We start from the raw sequence: 18,927 nt of genomic DNA, 5'->3' as shown, positions 1-18,927 counted from the left end.
TCGCGCCGTGCATCCGGGTGCATGCCGCTGTTCTGGTAGCCGGCGGCATGCACCCGCCATCGCAGCCAAGGGTCACGACACCCCCGCGGCATCCATCCCGCGTAGTTCCTTCTTCAACTCGGAGATCTCGTCACGAATCCGGGCGGCCAACTCGAACTGCAACTCCCGCGCAGCGGCGAGCATCTGGCCATTCAGCTCCTGAATCAGCTCAGCCAGCTCCGCCCGGGCCATTCCCTCCCGGGCCGGTCCGGCGGCGGCTCGACTGCGGCTACGGGTCTCCTTCACCGGCGCCTTGCCGCGGGAGAGCTGCCGGGCCGCTCCACCGACCCGGTTGTCTGTCTCCTCCGCCTCCCGGTAGATGTCGTCGAGAATGTCGTGAATCTTCTTGCGCAGCGGCTCCGGACTGATGCCGTGCGCCTCGTTGTGCGCGATCTGCTTGTCCCGGCGCCGGTTGGTCTCCCCGACCGCCTCCGCCATCGATGGAGTGATCTTGTCGGCGTACATGTGCACCTGGCCGGAGACGTTACGCGCCGCCCGCCCGATCGTCTGGATCAATGAACGGCCGCTGCGCAGGAAGCCCTCTTTGTCCGCGTCGAGGATGGCAACCAGCGACACCTCCGGCAGGTCGAGCCCCTCCCGCAGCAGGTTGATACCGACCAGCACGTCGTAGTCACCCTTCCGGAGTTCCCGCAGCAACTCGACGCGGCGCAGCGTGTCCACCTCGGAGTGCAGATAACGCACCCGGATACCGTTCTCCAGAAGGTAGTCGGACAGGTCCTCGGCCATCTTCTTCGTCAGCGTGGTGACCAGCACCCGCTCGTCGCGCTCGGTACGCAACTTGATCTCGTGCATGAGGTCATCGATCTGGCCCTTGGTCGGCTTGACCACCACCTCCGGGTCAACCAAGCCGGTCGGTCGGATGACCTGCTCCACATACTCGCCCTGCGCGTGCTCCAACTCCCAGGAGCCAGGGGTGGCCGAGAGGAAGACCATCTGGCCGACCCGCTCCAGGAACTCGTCAAACCGCAGCGGCCGGTTGTCGGCGGCGCTGGGCAGTCGGAAGCCGTGGTCGATCAGCATCCGCTTGCGCGACGCGTCGCCCTCGTACATCCCGCCGATCTGCGGGATGGTCACGTGCGACTCGTCAACCACCGTGAGGAAGTCGTCCGGGAAGTAGTCGAGCAGGCAGTGCGGCGGGCTGCCGGGCAGTCGGCCGTCGATGTGCATCGAGTAGTTCTCGATGCCGGAGCAGAAGCCGACCTGCCGCATCATCTCGATGTCGTACGTCGTCCGCATCCGCAGCCGCTGCGCCTCCAGCAGACTGCCCCGCTGCTCCAGCTCGGCCAGCCGCTCGCCCAGCTCAGCCTCGATGTCACGGATCGCCCGCTCCATCCGCGCCGGCCCGGCCGCGTAGTGCGTGGCGGGGAAGATCAGTAGGTGGTCGACCTCCCGGACCACATCACCGGTGAGCGGGTTGAGGTAATAGAGCCGTTCCACCTCATCCCCGAACAGCTCGATCCGGACCGCCAGCTCCTCGTAGGCGGGGATGATCTCCAGGGTGTCGCCCCGCACCCGGAATGTGCCCCGCTGGAAGGCCATGTCGTTGCGGGCGTACTGAATGTCGACCAGCCGGCGCAGGAGCTGGTCGCGGTCCAGTTCCTGACCGGTGACCACCCGGACGGCCCGGTCCAGGTACTCCTCCGGGGTACCCAGGCCGTAGATCGCCGAGACGGTGGCGACCACCACCACGTCCCGGCGGGTGAGCAGCGACATCGTGGCCGAGTGGCGCAGCCGCTCCACCTCCTCGTTGATCGAGGAATCCTTCTCGATGTAGGTATCGGTCTGCGGAATGTACGCCTCGGGCTGGTAGTAGTCGTAGTAGGAGACGAAGTACTCCACCGAATTGTTTGGCAGCAGCTCGCTGAACTCCTTGGCCAGCTGGGCGCAGAGGGTCTTGTTCGGCGCCAACACGAGCGTCGGGCGCTGCAGCCGCTCAATCAACCACGCTGTGGTGGCGCTCTTGCCGGTGCCGGTCGCGCCGAGCAGCACCGTGTGCCGGTCGCCACGCCGGACCCGCTTCTCCAGGTCATCGATCGCGGCCGGCTGGTCACCGGCCGGCTGGAAATCACTGACGACCTGGAAACGGCCGTCCAGCCGGGGAATGTCGAGCGCCATGGCCCCACCGTACGCTCGGTGGCCGACATTCCGGGGCGACTACCAGAGGTCCGGTGATCAGCTTCGATATTTCGTTGTCGGCCCGCACCCGGCGAGCTACGCTTTTCGGGTAGGCCGCTCGCGGCGGCCGACCGGGCCGGCAACGGGCCCAGGATGGCCCCCACCCCCCGGCACGTGGTCGCAGCACCCGTTTCCGGCGTGCGCACCCGACGTGGTCGCGCTGACCGCGCTGACCGGCCGCCGCGAGCGCAACACGCGTCACCCGCGGCCGGTCGGCTCCGTTCAACATGCCGTGGAGTCCTCTGCCCGCACCCGCCGTACCCCCCGTCCCCGCCGCACCCCCCGGCATCGGCCCACGCCCGATACCCAGCCCACCTCGACCGCCCCCGACGACAGCCAGACCGGCCAGCTTCCCCGGATCACCGGCCGCCGCCGGACCATCCTCCGTACGCTCGCCGCGGTGGCCCTGCTCGCCGCCACCGCACTGGTTCTCGGCCTGAGCTGGATACCCGAGCCAGCCGAGCCATCGCGCCGGCCAACCGCCGACGAGCGAACCCGACTCGCCGCGGTACGGGTCACCAACTACCGCGAGCTGCGAGCCGGTGTACATCTGACGGCGGGGACCGGAGCCACCCGGATCGACCTGGTCGGCTGGGTCGACTGGTCCCGACGGCTGCTCTACCTCGATCTCGGCGGTCCCGGCCTGGGCGCCCAACGGGGGCTGCTCCAGGCGACGCCCGCAGTGCTGCTACTCCGCCCGGACTCCACCACCCCGGCACCCCCGGCACCGGCGTCCCCGCCCCTGGTACCCCCTGCTGACGGGTGGCGGCTAGCCGCCCCGCCGACGGGCGACCGCCTCCGGCCGCTGCTCGACCTGCTCTTCGCCCTCGCCACCGACCGGGCCGATCCACCAGTCGGGGAGACGGCACGGTGGATCGCCAGCGCCGACGGAACCGACGTCCTCACCGCCGGGCTACCGCCGGCCCGACCCGGCGCACCAAATCCACCGCCGGCCACCGAGGTCCACTGGTGGGTGGATCGGGAGGCGCGGCTACACCGGCTGGAGGCCCAGCTCCCCGACCTCGGCCCGGTCACCGTACGACTGAACCGCGCCGACCGACCGTCGCTACGTCCGGTGGAGGCCCTCGGTGGGCAGGCCGGTACCCCGCGGCAGCTCAGCGCGGCCGAACGCCGCCGCCTGATGTCACTCCCTACCCAGCTCCGCACCGCGGGCGAGGCGCGCGCCACCCTCACGGCGCTGCTCGGCTCTGCCGCCAACCTCCGGGGGACGGGATGGATCAACTGGAGCCGACGCAGCGCATACCTCGCGGTGGATGACCTTGACGTCCCACGTCGGCGTACCCTGCTCCGGCACGAACATGGACGCACCACCCAGACCGAGCTGCCAGTAGCCGTCAGCGCCGGGGTGGACCCGGTGCCGCCACCGTTGCCCGTCCCCACCACCGGCTGGGAACCCGCTCCCGACGCTGAGCTCACCGCCCTGCTCGACGCCGCGCTGCGCGCGGCGACACCCGCCGAAGCGGGCACGGCGCGCCGTATCCGAGGCGACCGACTGACCGGCGCCGAGCTGGATGTGGTCGAGGTGGTGGCGGCCGTCGGCGAACCGATTCGCTACTGGCTCGACCGGTCCGGGCTCCCCCACCGGCTGCAGTTCCCGACGGCGGCCGGGACCTGGGCACAGCTAGACCTCACGTTCGAGGACGGTGCCACGGGCGGACCCTCTTGACGCACACCGCCCGGGCGGGGCGCTGTCCGCGGTCACCGCCGCGGGCCCTCACGGCCGCCCGCCGGGCCAGCCCGCCTCCCGGACGTACAGGCGCACCGGGCGCGCCGGGTCAGCACTGCCGTGCACCCGTTCCGGCCAGCGTGCCGCACTCCGCGCGGGCTCGGGCAGCCGGGGAAACCCGGCGTCCGCGAGTTGCTCGGCCAGCGCTCCGTCCGCGTCACCCAGGCGCGGCACGGTGAGCTGGATGTCGATCACATCCGCCGAGTCCGATGCTGGAATCGCCATCGATCCGAGGTAGTCGATCCGCAGGTCCGCGGCGGTGACAGCGCGGTGGATCCGGGCGGCCAGTCGCGCGTACTGCTCGGACCGGGGCGGGCCGACCACGACCCGCTCGGACCGGGGCGGGTCAACCAAGACCCGCTCGGGCCGCGGCAGGTCGACCTCGACCTGCTCGGGAAGGGGCAGGTCGGCTGCCCGCCGGTCGCGGAGATTGACCGCGTAGGGCAGCAGCCGGTCGGCCCAGAGCGCGTCAACCGCGCGGTGCAACTCGTCGCGGGTCCCGTCGTTGGTCAGCAACACGTCCGCTGCCGCTCGGCGGCGGGCGTCGTCGGCCTGCGCGGCGATCCGCCGCCGCGCCTCGGCCGGCGCCATCCCCCGGTCGCGGGTCAGCCGTTCCAGGCGGATCGACAGGGCCGTCTGCACCACGACCACCAGGTGGTACGTGGGGCCGAGCCCCGACTCGACCAACAGCGGTACGTCATTGACGACGACCGCGCCGGCGGGCGCCGCAGCCACCAGCTCGGCCGTGCGGGTCCGGACCCGCGGGTGGATGATCGACTCCAGGGCCCGGCGACCCGGTTCGTCGGTGAAGACCAGGGCGCCGAGCGCCGCCCGGTCGAGCGCCCCGTCCGAGCCGAGCACCCGATCACCGAAGGCGGCGACGATCTCCGCGAGCCCTTCGGTGCCCGGCGCCACCACCTCGCGGGAGAGCTGGTCGGCGTCCACAATCACCGCACCCAGCCCCGCCAGTCGGGCCGCCACGGCGCTCTTACCCGAGCCGATCCCACCGGTCAGTCCCACCATCAACACCGGACCAGTCAACCTGATCAGTCGGCAGCACGCCACACCGGCGCCCCGGCTCACCCCGGTCGGCGGAAACGGCGGGGCCCCGCCCCGGCGATCTGTCGATCACCGGGGCGGGGCCCGTCGTCAGTACCGGCTCCGGCTCGCCGCGGGGCGGCCCAGAGCCCTCGGATCACTTGCCGCCAGCGAGCTTCTCCCGCAGGGCGGCGAGCGCCTCGTCCGTGGCGAGGGTGCCGGAGGGCTCCTCCGCCTGCCGGGTCGGAGCCGCGGTCGCCGTGGTGGTCGGGCTGGCGGCCGGCGGGTTGGCCGCAGCCTCGGCGTCGGCGGCGCGGGATGCCTGCACCTGCTTCTGGTGGGCCTCCCAGCGCTGACGCGCCTCAGCGTACTGCTGCTCCCAGGTCTCGCGCTGCTTCTCGTAACCCTCGAGCCACTCGCCCGTCTCGGGGTCGAAGCCCTCGGGGTAGATGTAGTTGCCCTCGGCGTCGTAGGTTGCCGCCATGCCGTAGAGGGTCGGGTCGAAGTGCTCCTCGCCCTCGACGAAGCCCTCGTTGGCCTGCTTGAGCGACAGCGAGATCCGGCGACGCTCCAGGTCGATGTCGATGACCTTGACCATGACCTCGGAGCCGACCTGGACGACCTGCTCCGGGATCTCCACGTGGCGCTCGGCCAGCTCGGAGATGTGGACCAGACCCTCGATGCCGTCGTCCACCCGGACGAACGCGCCGAACGGCACCAGCTTGGTGACCTTACCGGGCACGATCTGCTGGATCGCGTGGGTGCGGGCGAACTGCCGCCACGGGTCCTCCTGGGTCGCCTTCAGCGACAGCGAGACCCGCTCGCGATCCAGGTCGACGTCGAGGACCTCGACCTCGACCTCCTGGCCCACCTCGACCACCTCGGACGGGTGATCGATGTGCTTCCAGGAGAGCTCGGAGACGTGCACCAGGCCGTCCACGCCGCCCAGGTCAACGAAGGCGCCGAAGTTGACGATCGAGGAGACAACGCCCTTCCGGACCTGCCCCTTCTGCAGCTTGTTGAGGAACTCGGTGCGCACCTCGGACTGCGTCTGCTCGAGCCAGGCCCGGCGGGACAGGACCACGTTGTTACGGTTCTTGTCCAGCTCAATGATCTTGGCCTCGAGCTCGCGGCCGACGTACGGCTGGAGGTCCCGCACCCGACGCATCTCGACCAGGGAGGCCGGCAGGAAGCCGCGGAGCCCGATGTCGAGGATCAGGCCGCCCTTGACCACCTCGATGACCGAGCCGCGGACCACGCCGTCCTCGTCCTTGATCTTCTCGATCGTGCCCCAGGCGCGCTCGTACTGCGCCCGCTTCTTCGAGAGGATCAGCCGCCCCTCCTTGTCCTCCTTCTGGAGCACAAGGGCCTCAATGTGGTCACCGACCGAGACGACCTCGGCGGGGTCCACGTCGTGCTTGATCGACAGCTCCCGAGAGGGGATGACGCCCTCGGTCTTGTAGCCGATGTCGAGCAGGACCTCGTCCCGATCGACCTTGACGACGGTGCCTTCGACAATGTCGCCGTCATTGAAGTACTTGATGGTCTCGTCGATCGCGGCGAGGAAAGCCTCTTCGCTTCCGAGATCGTCGACGGTGACCTTGGTGGCGCTCGAGGGGGCCTCGATGCTGCTCGTCATGTGGGCGGTTGCTCCGGTCGGATGGTTGTCATCACGGATGTGAGCCGCGGTGACCTGTTCGCGCAAACGGACCCGCCGCCGGACACACCGAACGATCACTGCGCGGGATCATGATGTGGCTCCGTCGACCGCGCACCTGCTCCCTACCGAGGCACACAATCCGCGAGCGCATCGTCTACCCTACCCTCTGCATTACCACAGCGTGCAAGGCCTCCCACCCGCTCACCATCGCGCCACCTGCGAAAGCGGATTATCGTCGAATAACACGCCCGGCCTGTCACCCGAATCACACCGCCCCCACCGGCACCAACCCAGCGGCGCCAGCCAGCGGGCGCGCACTGCCAGCACCCGATGCCGCACTCTCGCCCGTCCCTGCACCGGGACCACGCCTGCGCCGCTGAGGGCCGTCAGGTGGCGGGCCGTTCGGCGACGAAGATGGCGGTGCCCGGGATCAGCCGGCCCCGCAACGGGCTCCACTGCCCCCAGGTTTCTTCGTGCCCCGGCGGCCATTCCGGTTCCACCAGGTCGCGAAGCACGAAGCCGGCGGCACCCAGGTCCCGGATCCGATCACCAACGGTGCGGTGTGCCTCGATGTAGGTCGGCACTCCCGACGAGTCCTCTTCCACGTAGGGGCGGCGGTCGAAGTAGGAGTGCACCGCGACCAGACCGCCCTCGCCGGCGTCATCCAGAAAGACCCAGCGCAGCGGGTGGGTAACCGCGAATACCCAGGCTCCGCCGGGTCGCAGCACCCGAAACACCTCACGCATCAGCGTCGCCGAGTCCGCGACAAACGGAACCGCGCCAAACGCGGAATGCACGGTGTCGAAGACGCCCGCCCCGAACGGCAACGCCAGGGCGTCGGCCTGCACGAGTGGCACCCGCACGCCCGAGCGCTCGGCGGCCAGCCGGGCCTGCCGCAACATGCCGGCGGACAGGTCGAGGGCCGTCACCGCCGCCCCCTGCCCGTCCAGCCAACGGGAGCCCGCGGCCGCGCCACACCCCAACTCCAGGACCCGAGCCCCGGCAACGGCACCGAGCAGCCGCGCCTCCGCCTCCCGCAGCCCCTCGGGACCCCACACGAGATCAACATCCCCGAGGAACGCACCGTGCTCCGCCTGATAGCTGTCGGCGTCCTGGTCCCACCACCGTCGGCTCGCCGCCCGCCCCTCAGTCGCTGACACCACGCGACGGGTGACCGCCGGTTCGGACTGCTGCATCCTGCCAACGGTACGGATCGTGGCAACCCGGGTACGCGGCGGCCGTCGTTTTCGTCCAAGACTCCACCGGTGGCGGTTGCCTAGCATGGGCGGCGCGCTCCACCACGGTGCGTCGGCCGGGCGCTACCTCCTCTCGGTGGGTTCATCCCGCGCGAGCAGGGTGACGGCCGTTCGATCGACATGGTGACGCCGGTCGCCTACTCCTGGGAGCACGAGACATGCGTGAGCTGGTCTACACCGGGTTCATCTCGCTAGACGGCGTCCTGGACTCCCCCGGCGGCGGGCCGGGTGAGGAGCACCGCAGCGGCGGCTGGGTGTTCAAGGACATCGAATTCCTACCCGAGGTCTTCTCGCTCAAGGGCGAGGAGCTCAAGGAGACCTCGGCACTGATGTTCGGCCGCCGGAGCTACGCGGCATTCGCACCGATCTGGCGCGACTCGGACGACCACGCCGACTACCGGGAACTGCCCAAGTACGTCGTCTCGACCACGCTGTCCGACGACGCCCTCGTCCCGGGGTGGGGACCGACGACGGTCCTGCGATCAACCGAGGACATCCGCGAGCTCAAGCAGAGCGAGGGCGGCGCGATATTCATCCACGGCAGCGCCGAACTCGCCCGACGGCTCTCCGACGCCGGGTTGATCGACCGGTACCACCTGCTCTGCTTCCCACTCCTACTCGGTGCCGGGAAGCGCCTGTTCAGCACGGCGGACAGGGCCAAGCAGCCCCTGCGCCTCCGGGACACCGCGGCCTACCCGAACGGTGTCGTCAAGCTGCTCTATGACGTCGTCCGTTAATCCAGATCCAGAGCGATCGGGCCGCCCTCGCCCGCGCGGAGTTGCCGCGCCGTACGGCCCACGTACCGGCGCAGCGCACGGGCCAGGTGCGGCTCGTCGACGTACTCAAGACGGGAGACGACATCGGCGACCGGGGCGGCGGCGGCCAGGAGCGCCGCCGCTTCGCGTACCCGTTCGACCTGCCGTACCGCGCCCTGGGTGAGCCCGGTTGCCGCTCGGAACCGACGCTCGACGGTCCGCTGCGAGACGGAGGGCCGGTGGCCCCGGCGGACCGCGGTGACGATCGGGTCACGGACTACGGCTCCGCTCCGGACCAGGCGGTCTACCAGGGCCTCGGCGTCGTCTGGGCCGGGGGTCTCCCAGCGGGCGCCCGCCAGCCGGAAGGTCCGGCGGGTGGCGTCGGGAAGCTCGGCGCCGCCGTCCACCAGCGCCGGCGTCGACACGGTCCGCAACGACGTACCGACGGCGAAGTCGATCCCGACGAAGCTCGCGCCCTCCGGCACCGGTGCGGCGCTGGTCCTCGTCTCGGGCCCGGTGATGGCCGCGTACGCGGTACCCAGCCGCTCCCAGAACACCAGGCCCCAACAGACCGTAGCTACCGAGGTCATCTCCACGACCCCGGTACTCGTGCCGGTCCAGACGGCGTCGATCCAGGGCGAGTCGGATGCGCGCGTCTGGAGTCGTAGGGCCATCCGACCAGGATAAGGGTGGTCCCCGTACCCGCGCTGGCTCGCCGGGCGCGAACGAGGCGAACCAGCGCACCGTCGTCAGGGCCGTTTCCGCAGTTCTGGCCCGGGTAAGCCAGGCGGACCGGGCCGGACAGGAGGTGCTACGCCGTGAGCCGTCGTAACGACCCGCAGCAGACCTACCAAGATTTCACCGCGGCGGTGAACATGCGCCCCGGTGAACTGTCGAAGTGGCTGGAGACCGAGAAGTCCAAGCATGTGGGCTGGCGAAGACGGGGCGACCAGGGCGGCGAGACGGTCGGCCACCGCTCCGGCCGACGAATCCTCGACCTGCTCCGGCGTCGACGGGGCGATCTCTCCGAGGACGACTACCGACACATGCGGAAAGTTGTCGGCTATGTCCGCCGACACATGGCGCAACGGCCCAGTGGCGACGTTCGGGACACCCGATGGCGGTACTCCCTGATGAACTGGGGGCACGACCCGACCAAGGGCCCGCTACCGCCACCGGGGGGCCCGTCCCGCAAGGCGCTCCGACGGCACGGCACCCCGCCCAGGGAACGCCGGGGGCCCGGCCGGTAGTAGGCCGGTCAGTGGTCGGCGCTGTTCCAGTCCCGCCCCTCCCCGACCGACACCTCCAGCGGCACGGACAGCGGGTAGGCCCCGCCCATCTCCCGCCGGACCAGCGTCTCCAGCACCTCCCGCTCCTCGGGGGCCACTTCGAAGACCAGTTCGTCGTGCACCTGGAGCAGCATCCGGGAACGCAGCCCGGCATCGCGCACCGCCGCGTCAACGTTCATCATCGCCACCTTGATGATGTCCGCGGCAGAGCCCTGGATCGGAGCGTTGAGCGCCATCCGCTCGGCCATCTCCCGCCGCTGCCGGTTGTCGCTGACCAGGTCGGGCAGGTAGCGGCGACGGCCGAGGACGCTCTCGGTGTAGCCGTCGCGCCGGGCCCGGGCCACCACCTCCTGCAGGTAGTCGCGCACCCCACCGAAACCGGCGAAGTAGATCTCCATCAGCCCGCGCGCCTCCTCGGCGGAAACGCCGAGCTGCTGGGAGAGGCCGAACGCGCTCAGCCCGTAGGCCAGTCCGTAGTTCATCGCCTTGATCTTGCGCCGCTGGTCGGGGGTGACCGTCTCCACCGGCACCTGGAAGACCGATGAGGCGGTGGCGGCATGAAAGTCGCGGCCCGAGTTGAAGGCATCGATCAGGGCCTGGTCCGCCGACAGGTGGGCCATGATCCGCATCTCGATCTGGCTGTAGTCGGCGGTGAGCAGGCATTCGTACCCGGCGCCGACCACGAAGGCCCGACGGATCCGCCGCCCCTCCTCGGTACGGATCGGAATGTTCTGCAGGTTCGGCTCGGTGGAGGAGAGCCGACCGGTGGCCGCCACGGTCTGGTTGAAGGTGGTATGGATCCGACCGTCATCAGAGACCGACTTGAGCAGCCCGTCAACCGTGGTCTTCAGCTTCGCCACGTCCCGGTGACGCAGCAGGTGCCCGAGCACCGGATGCGGGTTCTGCCCGTGTAGCCACTGCAGGGCGTCCGCATCGGTGGTGTAGCCGGTCTTGATCCGCTTGGTCTTGGGTAACCCCAGCTCGCCGAAGAGGATCTCCTGCAACTGCTTCGGGGAGCCCAGGTTGAACTCCCGCCCGACCGCCTCGTACGCGCCCTGCGCGGCGGCCTTCACCTCCGCGGCGAAGTGCGCCTCCAGCTCGGACAGGTACTGCGTGTCGGCGGCGATGCCGGTGCGCTCCATGCCGGCGAGCACCCGCATCAGCGGCAGCTCCACCTCAGCCATCAGCCGGGCCGACTGCTCGCCGTCCCGCGACAACTCCGCGTCGATCGCGTCGGCGAGGTCGAGGGTGGCTCGAGCCCGCAGCATCAGGTTCTGCTCGGCCGCACCGTCATCACCCAGGCCGTCGAGGGTGAGCTGGCCGGTTTCCGGCAGGTCAACCCGCAGTTCCCGGTGCAGATATCGCAGCGCCAGGTCAGTCAGGTCGTAGGAGCGCTGGTCGGGCCGGGCCAGGTAGGCGGCGATCTGCGTGTCTCTGGTGATGCCCCGGATCGACCACCCGTGGGCGGCGAACGCGAGCACCGCCGGCTTGCTGTCGTGCAGCACCTTCGGTCGGCTCGCATCCGCCAGCCACCCCGCCAGGGCGGCCTCGTCGGCGGCGTCGAGTCGGCCGGGGTCGAACCAGGCCCCGGCCCCGGCGGCGGTCGCCAGCGCCATGCCGGTCACGTCGGCGAGGTGCCGCCGATTGGGCCCGGTGTCGAGCGTGACGGCGAGGCCGACCGGCGTGTTCGGTGCCGCGTGCGCTCCCAGCCAGGCGGCGAGCGCCCCCGGCTCGACGAGGAGCTCGCCCGCCAGGTCAAAACCCGCCTCGGCTTCCGGCTCAACCGCGTCCAGGTACTGGTAGAGCCGATCCCGAAGGATGCGGAACTCCAGCGTGTCGAAAACCTGGTGCACCGCCTCCCGGTCCCAGCCAGCCCAGCGTGTCTCCGCCAGCGGCAGGGGCAGATCCAGGTCGGTGACCAGGCAGTTGAGCTCGTGATTACGGATCACGTCGGCGAGTCGCTCCCGCAGATTCGCCCCGGCCTTGCCCTTGATCTCGTCGGCCCGGGCGACGACACCCTCGACCCCTCCGTAGGCGGTGATCCACTTGGCGGCGGTCTTCGGGCCGACGCCCGGGACGCCGGGCAGGTTGTCGCTGGTCTCGCCAACCAGCGCGGCGAGGTCCCGATAGTGCCGCGGAGGTACCCCGTATTTCGCCGTCACCGCAGCTGGGTCCATCCTGGCCAGGTCGGAGACGCCCTTGCGGGGGTAGAGCACCGTGACGTCGTCGTCAACGAGTTGGAAGGCGTCCCGGTCTCCGGTCGTGATCAGGACCGACATCCCCTGCTCGCGGGCCTGCCGGGTGAGCGTGGCGATCACGTCGTCCGCCTCGTAGCCCACCATTTCCACCGCCGGGACGCGCAACGCCGCCAGGATCTCCTTGACCAGGCTGACCTGCCCCTTGAAGTCGGTCGGGGTCTCGCTGCGGCCAGCTTTGTACGCCGCGTACCTCTCGGTGCGGAAGGAGTGCCGGGAGACGTCGAAGGCCACGGCGATGTGTGTCGGCTGCTCATCCCGAAGAACATTGATCAACATGGAGGTGAAGCCGTAGACCGCGTTGGTCGGTTGCCCCGTCGTGGTGGAGAAATTCTCGACCGGCAGGGCGAAGAACGCCCGGTAGGCCAGGGAGTGTCCGTCAACGAGGAGCAGGCGCGGCTTCGTGGCTGTCACGGTGGCGACTCTAGTCCGTGCCGCCGACAGGGCCGGGCGGCGGCACCGGGGCGCCGGCGCGGAAAGTCACGTCGGGCCCGGCCGTCCCGGCGTGGAGATAGTCCGGACCCGGGGCGGCGGGCGGCGGCCGGTCGTCCCGGGGCGGGACGACCGGCCGCGTGGGCAGCGCCGTCGATCAGGCGACGCCCAGATACGCCTCCTTGACCGATGGGTCGTGCAGCAGGTCCTGGCCGGACCCCTCCTTGACGATCCGGCCGGTCTCCAACACGTACCCCCGGTGGGCCCGGGAGAGCGCCTGCTGGGCGTTCTGCTCCACCAGGAGGATCGTGGTGCCCTGCTGGTTGATCTCCACGATGATATCGAAGATCTGCTGAATGATCATCGGAGCGAGCCCCATCGACGGCTCATCCAACAGCAGCAGCTTCGGCCGAGCCATCAACGCCCGCCCGACCGCCAGCATCTGCTGTTCACCACCGGAGAGCGTGCCCCCCAGCTGACGACGCCGCTCCGCCAACCGCGGAAACAGCTCGAACACCCGCTTCAGGTCGGCGGCGATCCCGGCGTGGTCCCGACGCGTGTACGCCCCCATGTCGAGGTTGTCCAGGACCGTCATGCCCGGGAAGATGCCCCGCCCCTCGGGTGCCTGGCAGATGCCCCGCCGTACCCGCAGGTCGGCTCGGAGGTTGGTGATGTCCTCCCCGTTGAACCGGATCGCCCCCCGGCTCACCGGCCGGAGTCCGGAGATCGCCCGCATGGTGGTGGTCTTACCCGCGCCGTTCGCACCGATGAGGGCAACCACCTCGCCCTCGTTCACGTGCAGGCTGATTCCGTGCAGCGCCTCGATCCGGCCGTACCGGAGGGTCAGATCGTCAATCTCAAGCAGCATCTGCGGGCTCCCCCAGGTACGCCGCGATCACCTTCGGGTCGTCCCGCACCTCGGCGGGCGCCCCCTCAGCGATCTTCTTACCGAACTCCAGCACCACGATCCGGTCGGTGACCCCCATGACGAGGCGCATGTCGTGCTCGATGAGCAGCACCGTGAAACCGCGATCCCGGATCTTGCGGATCAGTTCGAGGAGTTCCTCCTTCTCCGCCGGGTTGAAGCCGGCGGCCGGCTCGTCCAGGCAGAGTAGCTTCGGCTCGGTGGCCAACGCCCGCGCGATCTCCAATCGGCGTTGGTAGCCGTACGGGAGGTTGCGGGCCAGGTCATTGGCGCGGTCGTCAATCCCGACGAAGCGCAGCAACTCGTATGCCTTACGCTCGCCGGCACGCTCCTCAAGCGTGTGCCGCGAGATGCCGAACACCTGGGCCGAGGAGCGGCGAACCTGCTGCCAGAGCCGCACCAGGCCGTTGGTCGAATCGACCGTGGGCAGTTCCTCCGGCTTCGGCTTGACCCGGTACAGCCGGAACAACGCACCGACCACGCTGGTGCGGTGCTGGGAGTCCGCACCAACCAGCACGTTCTCCAGCGCGGTCATCTCCGGGAAGAGCCGGATGTTCTGGAACGTCCGGGCGATCCCCATCTGGTTGATCCGGTGCGGCTTCCGTCCGCTGACCTGCTGTCCGTCGAACCGAACCGCACCAGAGGTCGGCCGGTAGACCCCGGTCATCGCGTTGAAGCAGGTGGTCTTGCCGGCCCCGTTCGGACCGATGAGCCCGAGGATCTCACCCTTGTACAGGTTGAAACTCAGATCGTCCAGCGCCACCACCCCGCCAAAGCGGAGCGTGACCCGGTCCACCTCAAGCAGCACCTCGGGCTGGGCGGCGTCCTCGGGCGATGTCTTCTGCTTAGGCAACATTTGCCGGAGCCTCCTTCGCCCTGTCCTGCAACTCGCGCGTTCGTCGCCGACTCGGCAACAGACCCTGCGGGCGCAACAGCATGATGAGTACCAATGCTAGGCCGAAGGCGAGGACCCGGTACTCCGAGAAGTCGCGGAACCGCTCCGGCAGGTACGCGAGCAGGAAGGCGCCAACCGCCACACCCGCCATGTTGCCGGAGCCACCGACCACCACCATCGCGACGAACAGGATGGAGAGCTGGACGTTGAAGGTCTCGGGCTGAATGAAGGCCGACCGGCTGGCGAAGAGCAGACCGGAGAACCCACCCAGGGCGGCACCGATGGCGAACGCCCACAGCTTGAACTTGAACGGGTAGACGCCCATCACCGCGGCGGCGTCCTCGTCCTCCCGGATGGCCAGCCACGACCGCCCCACCCGGCTGTGCTCCAGCCGCCGAACCAGCAGGACCATCACCAGCACCACGCTCAACGCCAGCCAGTACCAGGGCTTGATGTCGAGCAGTCCGAAGACCTTGTTGTCGGGCGACGGTGGGCCCTCCGGGCCGGGAATTCCGGGCACGCCCTGTGCCTCGCCGGCCCACCCCGAGTTCTTCGCGACGATCCGAATGATCTCGCCGAAGCCCAACGTCACGATGGCCAGGTAGTCGCCCCGAAGCCGTAGTGTCGGCCAGCCGAGCAGAACTCCCGCGACCAACGAGAAGGCCAACGCGATCGGGATACAGATCGCCCACGCTATCGCCCAGTCCTGGGAGAAGCCGAACCGTTCCTGCAACGCCCCCACAACCGGCGACTCGGCCGACCCGAACAGCGCCACGCTGTAGGCGCCCACCGCGTAGAAGCCGACGTAGCCGAGGTCGAGCAGACCAGCCAGCCCGATCACGACGTTGAGCCCGATAGCCACCAGGACGTACAGGGCGCAGACGAAGAGCACCCCTGCCCAGTTGGCGCCGCCGTCGATGGAGTCGGTCCGGAACCAGTCCAGCCCCGGAATGATCAGGTTCGTCCCCGGGATGTCACCGAGGAACGGCAGGTAGTAGAGGAAGGCAACACCCGCGAGCAGGGTCAGCCAACGCTGCCAACGAGGCAGGGCCCGCCACCGGTCACCCATACCCCCCAGAACGTGTCGGCGCCGCTCGTTGAATTGTCGTAGTGCCTCTGTCATGCCCTCGCCTTTCCGAGAGACTCACCGAGCAGGCCGGTCGGCCGGAAGATCAGCACCACCACCAGCACCACGAAGGCGGCCACATCCTCCCAGGTGGATCGGGTCAACGTCGCCGCGTACACCTCGATGACCCCGAGTAGTAGGCCACCGAGCAGTGCGCCGCGGAGGTTACCGATACCACCGAGCACCGCCGCGGTGAACGCCTTCAGCCCGACCACGAAGCCGATGTCGAACTTGGTGATCCCGTACCGCATGTTCCACAACAGGGCCGCGGCGCCCGCCATCAACCCGCCCAGGACGAAGACCAGCATGATCACCCGGTCCTGGTGCACCCCCATCAGCGCGGCGGTGTCTGGGCTCTGTGCCACGGCCCGCACGCCACGGCCGTACCGCGTCCGGTTGATGAACTGGTCCAACCCGTAGAGCATCACGAGGGCGGAGACCACCATGATGATCTGCACATTGGTGATATCGGCGCCCGCCACCGAGAGAACCGTCTCCTGCTTCAGCAGCGGCGGAATCCCGATCACGAGTCGGTTCTCGGTGAATCCGCGCCCCGAGAAGAACCCTGCCATCCACAGCGCGAAGATCTCCACCAGGACGAGCGAGAGCCCGATGGCGGTGATCAGGAAGATCAGCGGCGGCGCGTTCATCCGGCGTAGTCGCCGGTAGGCGACCCGTTCGACGGTGAGCGCGGTGGCACCCGAGGCCAGCGCACCGACCACCAGACCGATGAGCAGGTAGACGATCGCCATCCCGATCGGAGGGTTGTCGGCCACCCCGAGCAACGACCAGGTACCGAGGATCGCGAAGGTGCCCACCATGAAGATCTCAGAGTGCGCGAAGTTGATCAGACGGAGCACACCATAGACGAGCGTGTACCCCAGGGCGACGAGGGCATAGATCGCCCCCTTGGACAAGCCGTCGACAGTGTGCTGGGCTAGGTCGCCGAATAAGGCATCGAAATTCACGGGTTTCTCCCCTTTGGCACCGTTGCGCGGCCGGGGAAAGCCCCGGCCGCGCAACGGTCATCCTGGCTCAGCTGAGCTTGATCTCCTGCTGGGCCGTGATCTCACCGCCCTTGATCTCGTAGGCCCAGATCACCACCCGGGACTCGTCCACGTCACCGTTGTCGGCGAACTTGAGGGACTTCGAGACCCCCTCCTTGTCGTACGAGTCGACCCACGCCAGCAGATCCGCACGCGTGGTGTTGCCCTCGGCCAAGCCCTCGATCAACACGTTCGCGGCGTCGAAACCCTCGGCACCGTAGGAACCCGGAGGCCCGCCGTACGCCGCTTCGAAGTCAGCCGCGAAGGTGCCACCCGCCTTGTCCGGCGGCAGGCACGGGCAGGTCACGATCACACCCTCGGCGCTGGCCCCGGCACCCTTCGGGAAGGACGGGTCGTAGAGACCGTCGAAGCCGAGGAAGGGCGTCGTGATGCCGGTCTCCCGCAGCTGCTTCACCAACGGCGCCGCCTCGTTCGTGTAGCCGCCGTAGGCGATCGCGTCCGGCTCGGCAGCCTTGATCTTCGAGATGGTGGCGGCGAAGTTGACCTGCTTCTCCTGCACCTGATCGGTGCCGCCCGCCAACCCACCGAGCGCCTCGGTCAGCTCGTCGGCGATGCCGGCGCCGTAGGTGGTGCCGTCATTGATCACGAAGACCTTCTCGGCCTGCACGACGTCTCTGAGGTAGACGGCAGCGGCGGCACCCTGGACGGCGTCGTTGCCGACCACCCGGTGGAACACCTCGTTGCCGCCCGCGGTCAACTCGATCGCGGTCGCCGATGGGCTGACCATCACCATCCCGGCCGCCTCGTAAACAGCCATCGTCGCCTTGCTCTCACCAGAGAACGCGCCACCGATGACGCCCAGGAAGGACTCGTCACCGGTGACCTGATTCGCGACCGGCGTGGCCTGGGTCGGGTCGCCCTGGGTGTCGAACTCCTGCAGGGTCACCTCGCAGTCCGGGTTCGCCTCGTTGTGCTGATCCACCGCAAGCAGTGCGCCGTCGCGCGACGGGATCACCAGACCCGAGTTCGGGCCGCTGAAGGCACCGAAGATGGCGATCTTGCCACCGCAGTCACTGCTGCCGGCGGAGTTGTCCTCCTCCGCCTGGCAGCCCGCAGCGCCAATGAGGGCTGCCGACAACCCAATGGCGCCGAGCGCCCGTACGTACTTACGCCTCACGGCTATAGACCTCCTCCAGTTGCAGGAGCCCGAGCACACCCGAGGCAGCCGGCCGCACCAGTACGGCGGCCTCCCCACCTCGATGTGAGCCCACACACCTGCTACGGCTCGTGATGGCGGAGCGTACTGGTCGAGATACGGTCCCGGAAGCCCTCGAAGCCACGCTTGTCAAACCGTTACGAATACAAACGCCAATACGACCCCAACGCGTAACATCCTTCACAGCTGGCCAGCGGCCGCACGCACACCGGCGATGACCAGCGCAGCCGGCCACGACCAGCGACACCGGCATCAATCGATCCGGCGGGAGGAAAGAACAACCGCGGCGTCGGTACGCGCCGGGTGCACACCCCGGACGGGCGAACGTCGCGGCGGCGCCAACCCCTGACCGCAGCGACCGTCGGAAGAGGGCGCGGGAGAGGGAGAGGGAGAAGGACCGGACCTACTGGGCCGGACGGGGCACCTCGCCGCCGGCGGTCTCCTGGAGAATCCGCTCGGCGACCTCTTTCATGGTCATCCGGTGGTCCATCGCGGTCCGCTGGATCCACTTGAAGGCTTGCGGCTCGGTCATCCCGTACGTGGTCATCAACGCACCCTTGGCGCGCTCGATGACCTTACGCACCTCCAGCCGGTCGGTGAGGCCAGCGACCTCCGCCTCCAGGGCGGCGACCTCCGAGTAGCGCGACAACGCGATCTCTACCGCCGGGACCAGGTCACTCTTTTGGAAGGGCTTGACCAGGTACGCCATCGCACCGGCCGCCCGTGCCCGCTCCACCAGGTCCCGCTGACTGAAGGCGGTCAGGATGATGACCGGAGCAATCCGCTCGCCGGCGATCCGCTCGGCGGCGGCCAGCCCGTCCATGATGGGCATCTTGATGTCGAGGATGACCAGGTCCGGCTTGAGGTCCTTGGCGAGCCGGACGGCCGTCTCACCGTCACCGGCCTCGCCGACGACCTCGTAGCCCTCCTCGACGAGCATCTCGGCGAGATCCAGCCGGATGAGCGCCTCGTCCTCGGCGATCAGTACCCGCCTACGCTCGGCGTCCGTCTGCGTCTCGGCCACGAGCAACTCCCACCAGTCCGTACCGACACCCGACCGGGTGCCGCGCCCCTTAGCGTAGTGGGTACTC

At 69.1% G+C, this 18,927-nt stretch carries 15 protein-coding genes; 3 read left to right on the top strand and 12 right to left on the bottom strand.

Features of this window, described 5'->3' with window-relative positions; translation table 11 throughout:
- Positions 1 to 72 precede the first annotated feature (72 nt).
- The gene (uvrB, locus tag SALPAC3_RS0122030) at positions 73 to 2,175 is read right to left on the bottom strand and encodes an excinuclease ABC subunit UvrB (protein WP_018223340.1); all 2,103 of its coding nucleotides are present in this window, start codon (positions 2,173 to 2,175) and stop codon (positions 73 to 75) included.
- Positions 2,176 to 2,386: 211 nt separating this feature from the next.
- Here uvrB and SALPAC3_RS0122025 point away from each other — a divergent pair, with 211 nt between their 5' ends.
- Entirely contained in the window at positions 2,387 to 3,922 is a 1,536-nt protein-coding gene (locus SALPAC3_RS0122025; RefSeq protein WP_018223339.1) for a hypothetical protein, read from the top strand.
- A gap of 48 nt (positions 3,923 to 3,970) precedes the next feature.
- Here SALPAC3_RS0122025 and coaE read toward each other — a convergent pair whose 3' ends face one another.
- The 3 genes from coaE to SALPAC3_RS0122010 form a co-directional block, all read right to left on the bottom strand.
- Positions 3,971 to 5,011: a dephospho-CoA kinase gene (gene coaE, locus SALPAC3_RS0122020; protein WP_018223338.1), complete on the bottom strand. Its 1,041-nt coding sequence runs from the start codon at positions 5,009 to 5,011 to the stop codon at positions 3,971 to 3,973.
- A gap of 166 nt (positions 5,012 to 5,177) precedes the next feature.
- Positions 5,178 to 6,758: a 30S ribosomal protein S1 gene (gene rpsA / locus SALPAC3_RS0122015; RefSeq protein ID WP_018223337.1), complete on the bottom strand. Its 1,581-nt coding sequence runs from the start codon at positions 6,756 to 6,758 to the stop codon at positions 5,178 to 5,180.
- Between the two features lie 308 nt (positions 6,759 to 7,066).
- Entirely contained in the window at positions 7,067 to 7,876 is an 810-nt protein-coding gene (locus SALPAC3_RS0122010; protein WP_018223336.1) for a class I SAM-dependent methyltransferase, read from the bottom strand.
- Between the two features lie 218 nt (positions 7,877 to 8,094).
- Here SALPAC3_RS0122010 and SALPAC3_RS0122005 point away from each other — a divergent pair, with 218 nt between their 5' ends.
- A complete protein-coding gene (locus SALPAC3_RS0122005) occupies positions 8,095 to 8,673 on the top strand; it encodes a dihydrofolate reductase family protein (protein WP_018223335.1) in 579 nt (192 codons plus the stop codon).
- On the opposite strand, the gene SALPAC3_RS0122000 is transcribed toward SALPAC3_RS0122005, so the two are convergent.
- Positions 8,670 to 9,365 carry a helix-turn-helix domain-containing protein gene (locus SALPAC3_RS0122000; RefSeq protein WP_018223334.1) on the bottom strand — a complete coding sequence of 232 codons (696 nt, stop codon included), beginning with the start codon at positions 9,363 to 9,365 and terminating at the stop codon, positions 8,670 to 8,672. The two genes, SALPAC3_RS0122005 and SALPAC3_RS0122000, sit on opposite strands and share 4 nt — an antisense overlap.
- A 144-nt stretch (positions 9,366 to 9,509) precedes the next feature.
- Between SALPAC3_RS0122000 and SALPAC3_RS0121995 the strand changes: the two genes are divergently transcribed.
- Positions 9,510 to 9,941, top strand: a complete 432-nt coding sequence (locus SALPAC3_RS0121995) for a DUF3140 domain-containing protein (RefSeq protein ID WP_018223333.1) — start codon at positions 9,510 to 9,512, stop codon at positions 9,939 to 9,941.
- Between the two features lie 8 nt (positions 9,942 to 9,949).
- On the opposite strand, the gene polA is transcribed toward SALPAC3_RS0121995, so the two are convergent.
- From polA to SALPAC3_RS0121960, 7 genes are all read right to left on the bottom strand, one after another.
- Entirely contained in the window at positions 9,950 to 12,649 is a 2,700-nt protein-coding gene (gene polA, locus SALPAC3_RS0121990) for a DNA polymerase I (protein ID WP_018223332.1), read from the bottom strand.
- 175 nt (positions 12,650 to 12,824) lie between these two features.
- The gene (locus SALPAC3_RS0121985) at positions 12,825 to 13,535 is read right to left on the bottom strand and encodes an ABC transporter ATP-binding protein (protein ID WP_018223331.1); all 711 of its coding nucleotides are present in this window, start codon (positions 13,533 to 13,535) and stop codon (positions 12,825 to 12,827) included.
- A complete protein-coding gene (locus SALPAC3_RS0121980) occupies positions 13,525 to 14,448 on the bottom strand; it encodes an ABC transporter ATP-binding protein (protein WP_018223330.1) in 924 nt (307 codons plus the stop codon). The genes SALPAC3_RS0121985 and SALPAC3_RS0121980 overlap by 11 nt, the downstream gene beginning before the upstream one ends.
- The gene (locus SALPAC3_RS0121975) at positions 14,438 to 15,610 is read right to left on the bottom strand and encodes a branched-chain amino acid ABC transporter permease (protein ID WP_033774901.1); all 1,173 of its coding nucleotides are present in this window, start codon (positions 15,608 to 15,610) and stop codon (positions 14,438 to 14,440) included. Before SALPAC3_RS0121975 ends, SALPAC3_RS0121980 begins: the two co-directional genes overlap by 11 nt.
- Positions 15,607 to 16,581 carry a branched-chain amino acid ABC transporter permease gene (locus tag SALPAC3_RS0121970; RefSeq protein WP_018223328.1) on the bottom strand — a complete coding sequence of 325 codons (975 nt, stop codon included), beginning with the start codon at positions 16,579 to 16,581 and terminating at the stop codon, positions 15,607 to 15,609. The genes SALPAC3_RS0121975 and SALPAC3_RS0121970 overlap by 4 nt, the downstream gene beginning before the upstream one ends.
- Before the next feature lie 67 nt (positions 16,582 to 16,648).
- The gene (locus tag SALPAC3_RS0121965; RefSeq protein ID WP_018223327.1) at positions 16,649 to 17,797 is read right to left on the bottom strand and encodes a branched-chain amino acid ABC transporter substrate-binding protein; all 1,149 of its coding nucleotides are present in this window, start codon (positions 17,795 to 17,797) and stop codon (positions 16,649 to 16,651) included.
- A gap of 442 nt (positions 17,798 to 18,239) precedes the next feature.
- On the bottom strand, positions 18,240 to 18,860 hold the full coding sequence (locus SALPAC3_RS0121960; protein ID WP_018223326.1) for an ANTAR domain-containing response regulator: 621 nt from the start codon (positions 18,858 to 18,860) through the stop codon (positions 18,240 to 18,242).
- Between the last annotated feature and the right edge of the window lie 67 nt (positions 18,861 to 18,927).

Origin of the sequence: Salinispora pacifica DSM 45544 (assembly GCF_000378845.1) — a bacterium.
GTDB lineage: Bacteria > Actinomycetota > Actinomycetes > Mycobacteriales > Micromonosporaceae > Micromonospora > Micromonospora pacifica.
This window is presented reverse-complemented; position numbering and strand designations above follow the sequence as displayed.

Excerpts from the sequence above, each read along its gene's own strand:
- uvrB (WP_018223340.1), bottom strand. The coding sequence starts at position 2,175 with ATGGCGCTCGACATTCCCCGGCTGGACGGCCGTTTCCAGGTCGTCAGT.
- SALPAC3_RS0122010 (WP_018223336.1), bottom strand. The coding sequence starts at position 7,876 with ATGCAGCAGTCCGAACCGGCGGTCACCCGTCGCGTGGTGTCAGCGACT.
- SALPAC3_RS0122005 (WP_018223335.1), top strand. The coding sequence starts at position 8,095 with ATGCGTGAGCTGGTCTACACCGGGTTCATCTCGCTAGACGGCGTCCTG.
- SALPAC3_RS0122000 (WP_018223334.1), bottom strand. The coding sequence starts at position 9,365 with ATGGCCCTACGACTCCAGACGCGCGCATCCGACTCGCCCTGGATCGAC.
- SALPAC3_RS0121985 (WP_018223331.1), bottom strand. The coding sequence starts at position 13,535 with ATGCTGCTTGAGATTGACGATCTGACCCTCCGGTACGGCCGGATCGAG.
- SALPAC3_RS0121980 (WP_018223330.1), bottom strand. The coding sequence starts at position 14,448 with ATGTTGCCTAAGCAGAAGACATCGCCCGAGGACGCCGCCCAGCCCGAG.
- SALPAC3_RS0121975 (WP_033774901.1), bottom strand. The coding sequence starts at position 15,610 with ATGACAGAGGCACTACGACAATTCAACGAGCGGCGCCGACACGTTCTG.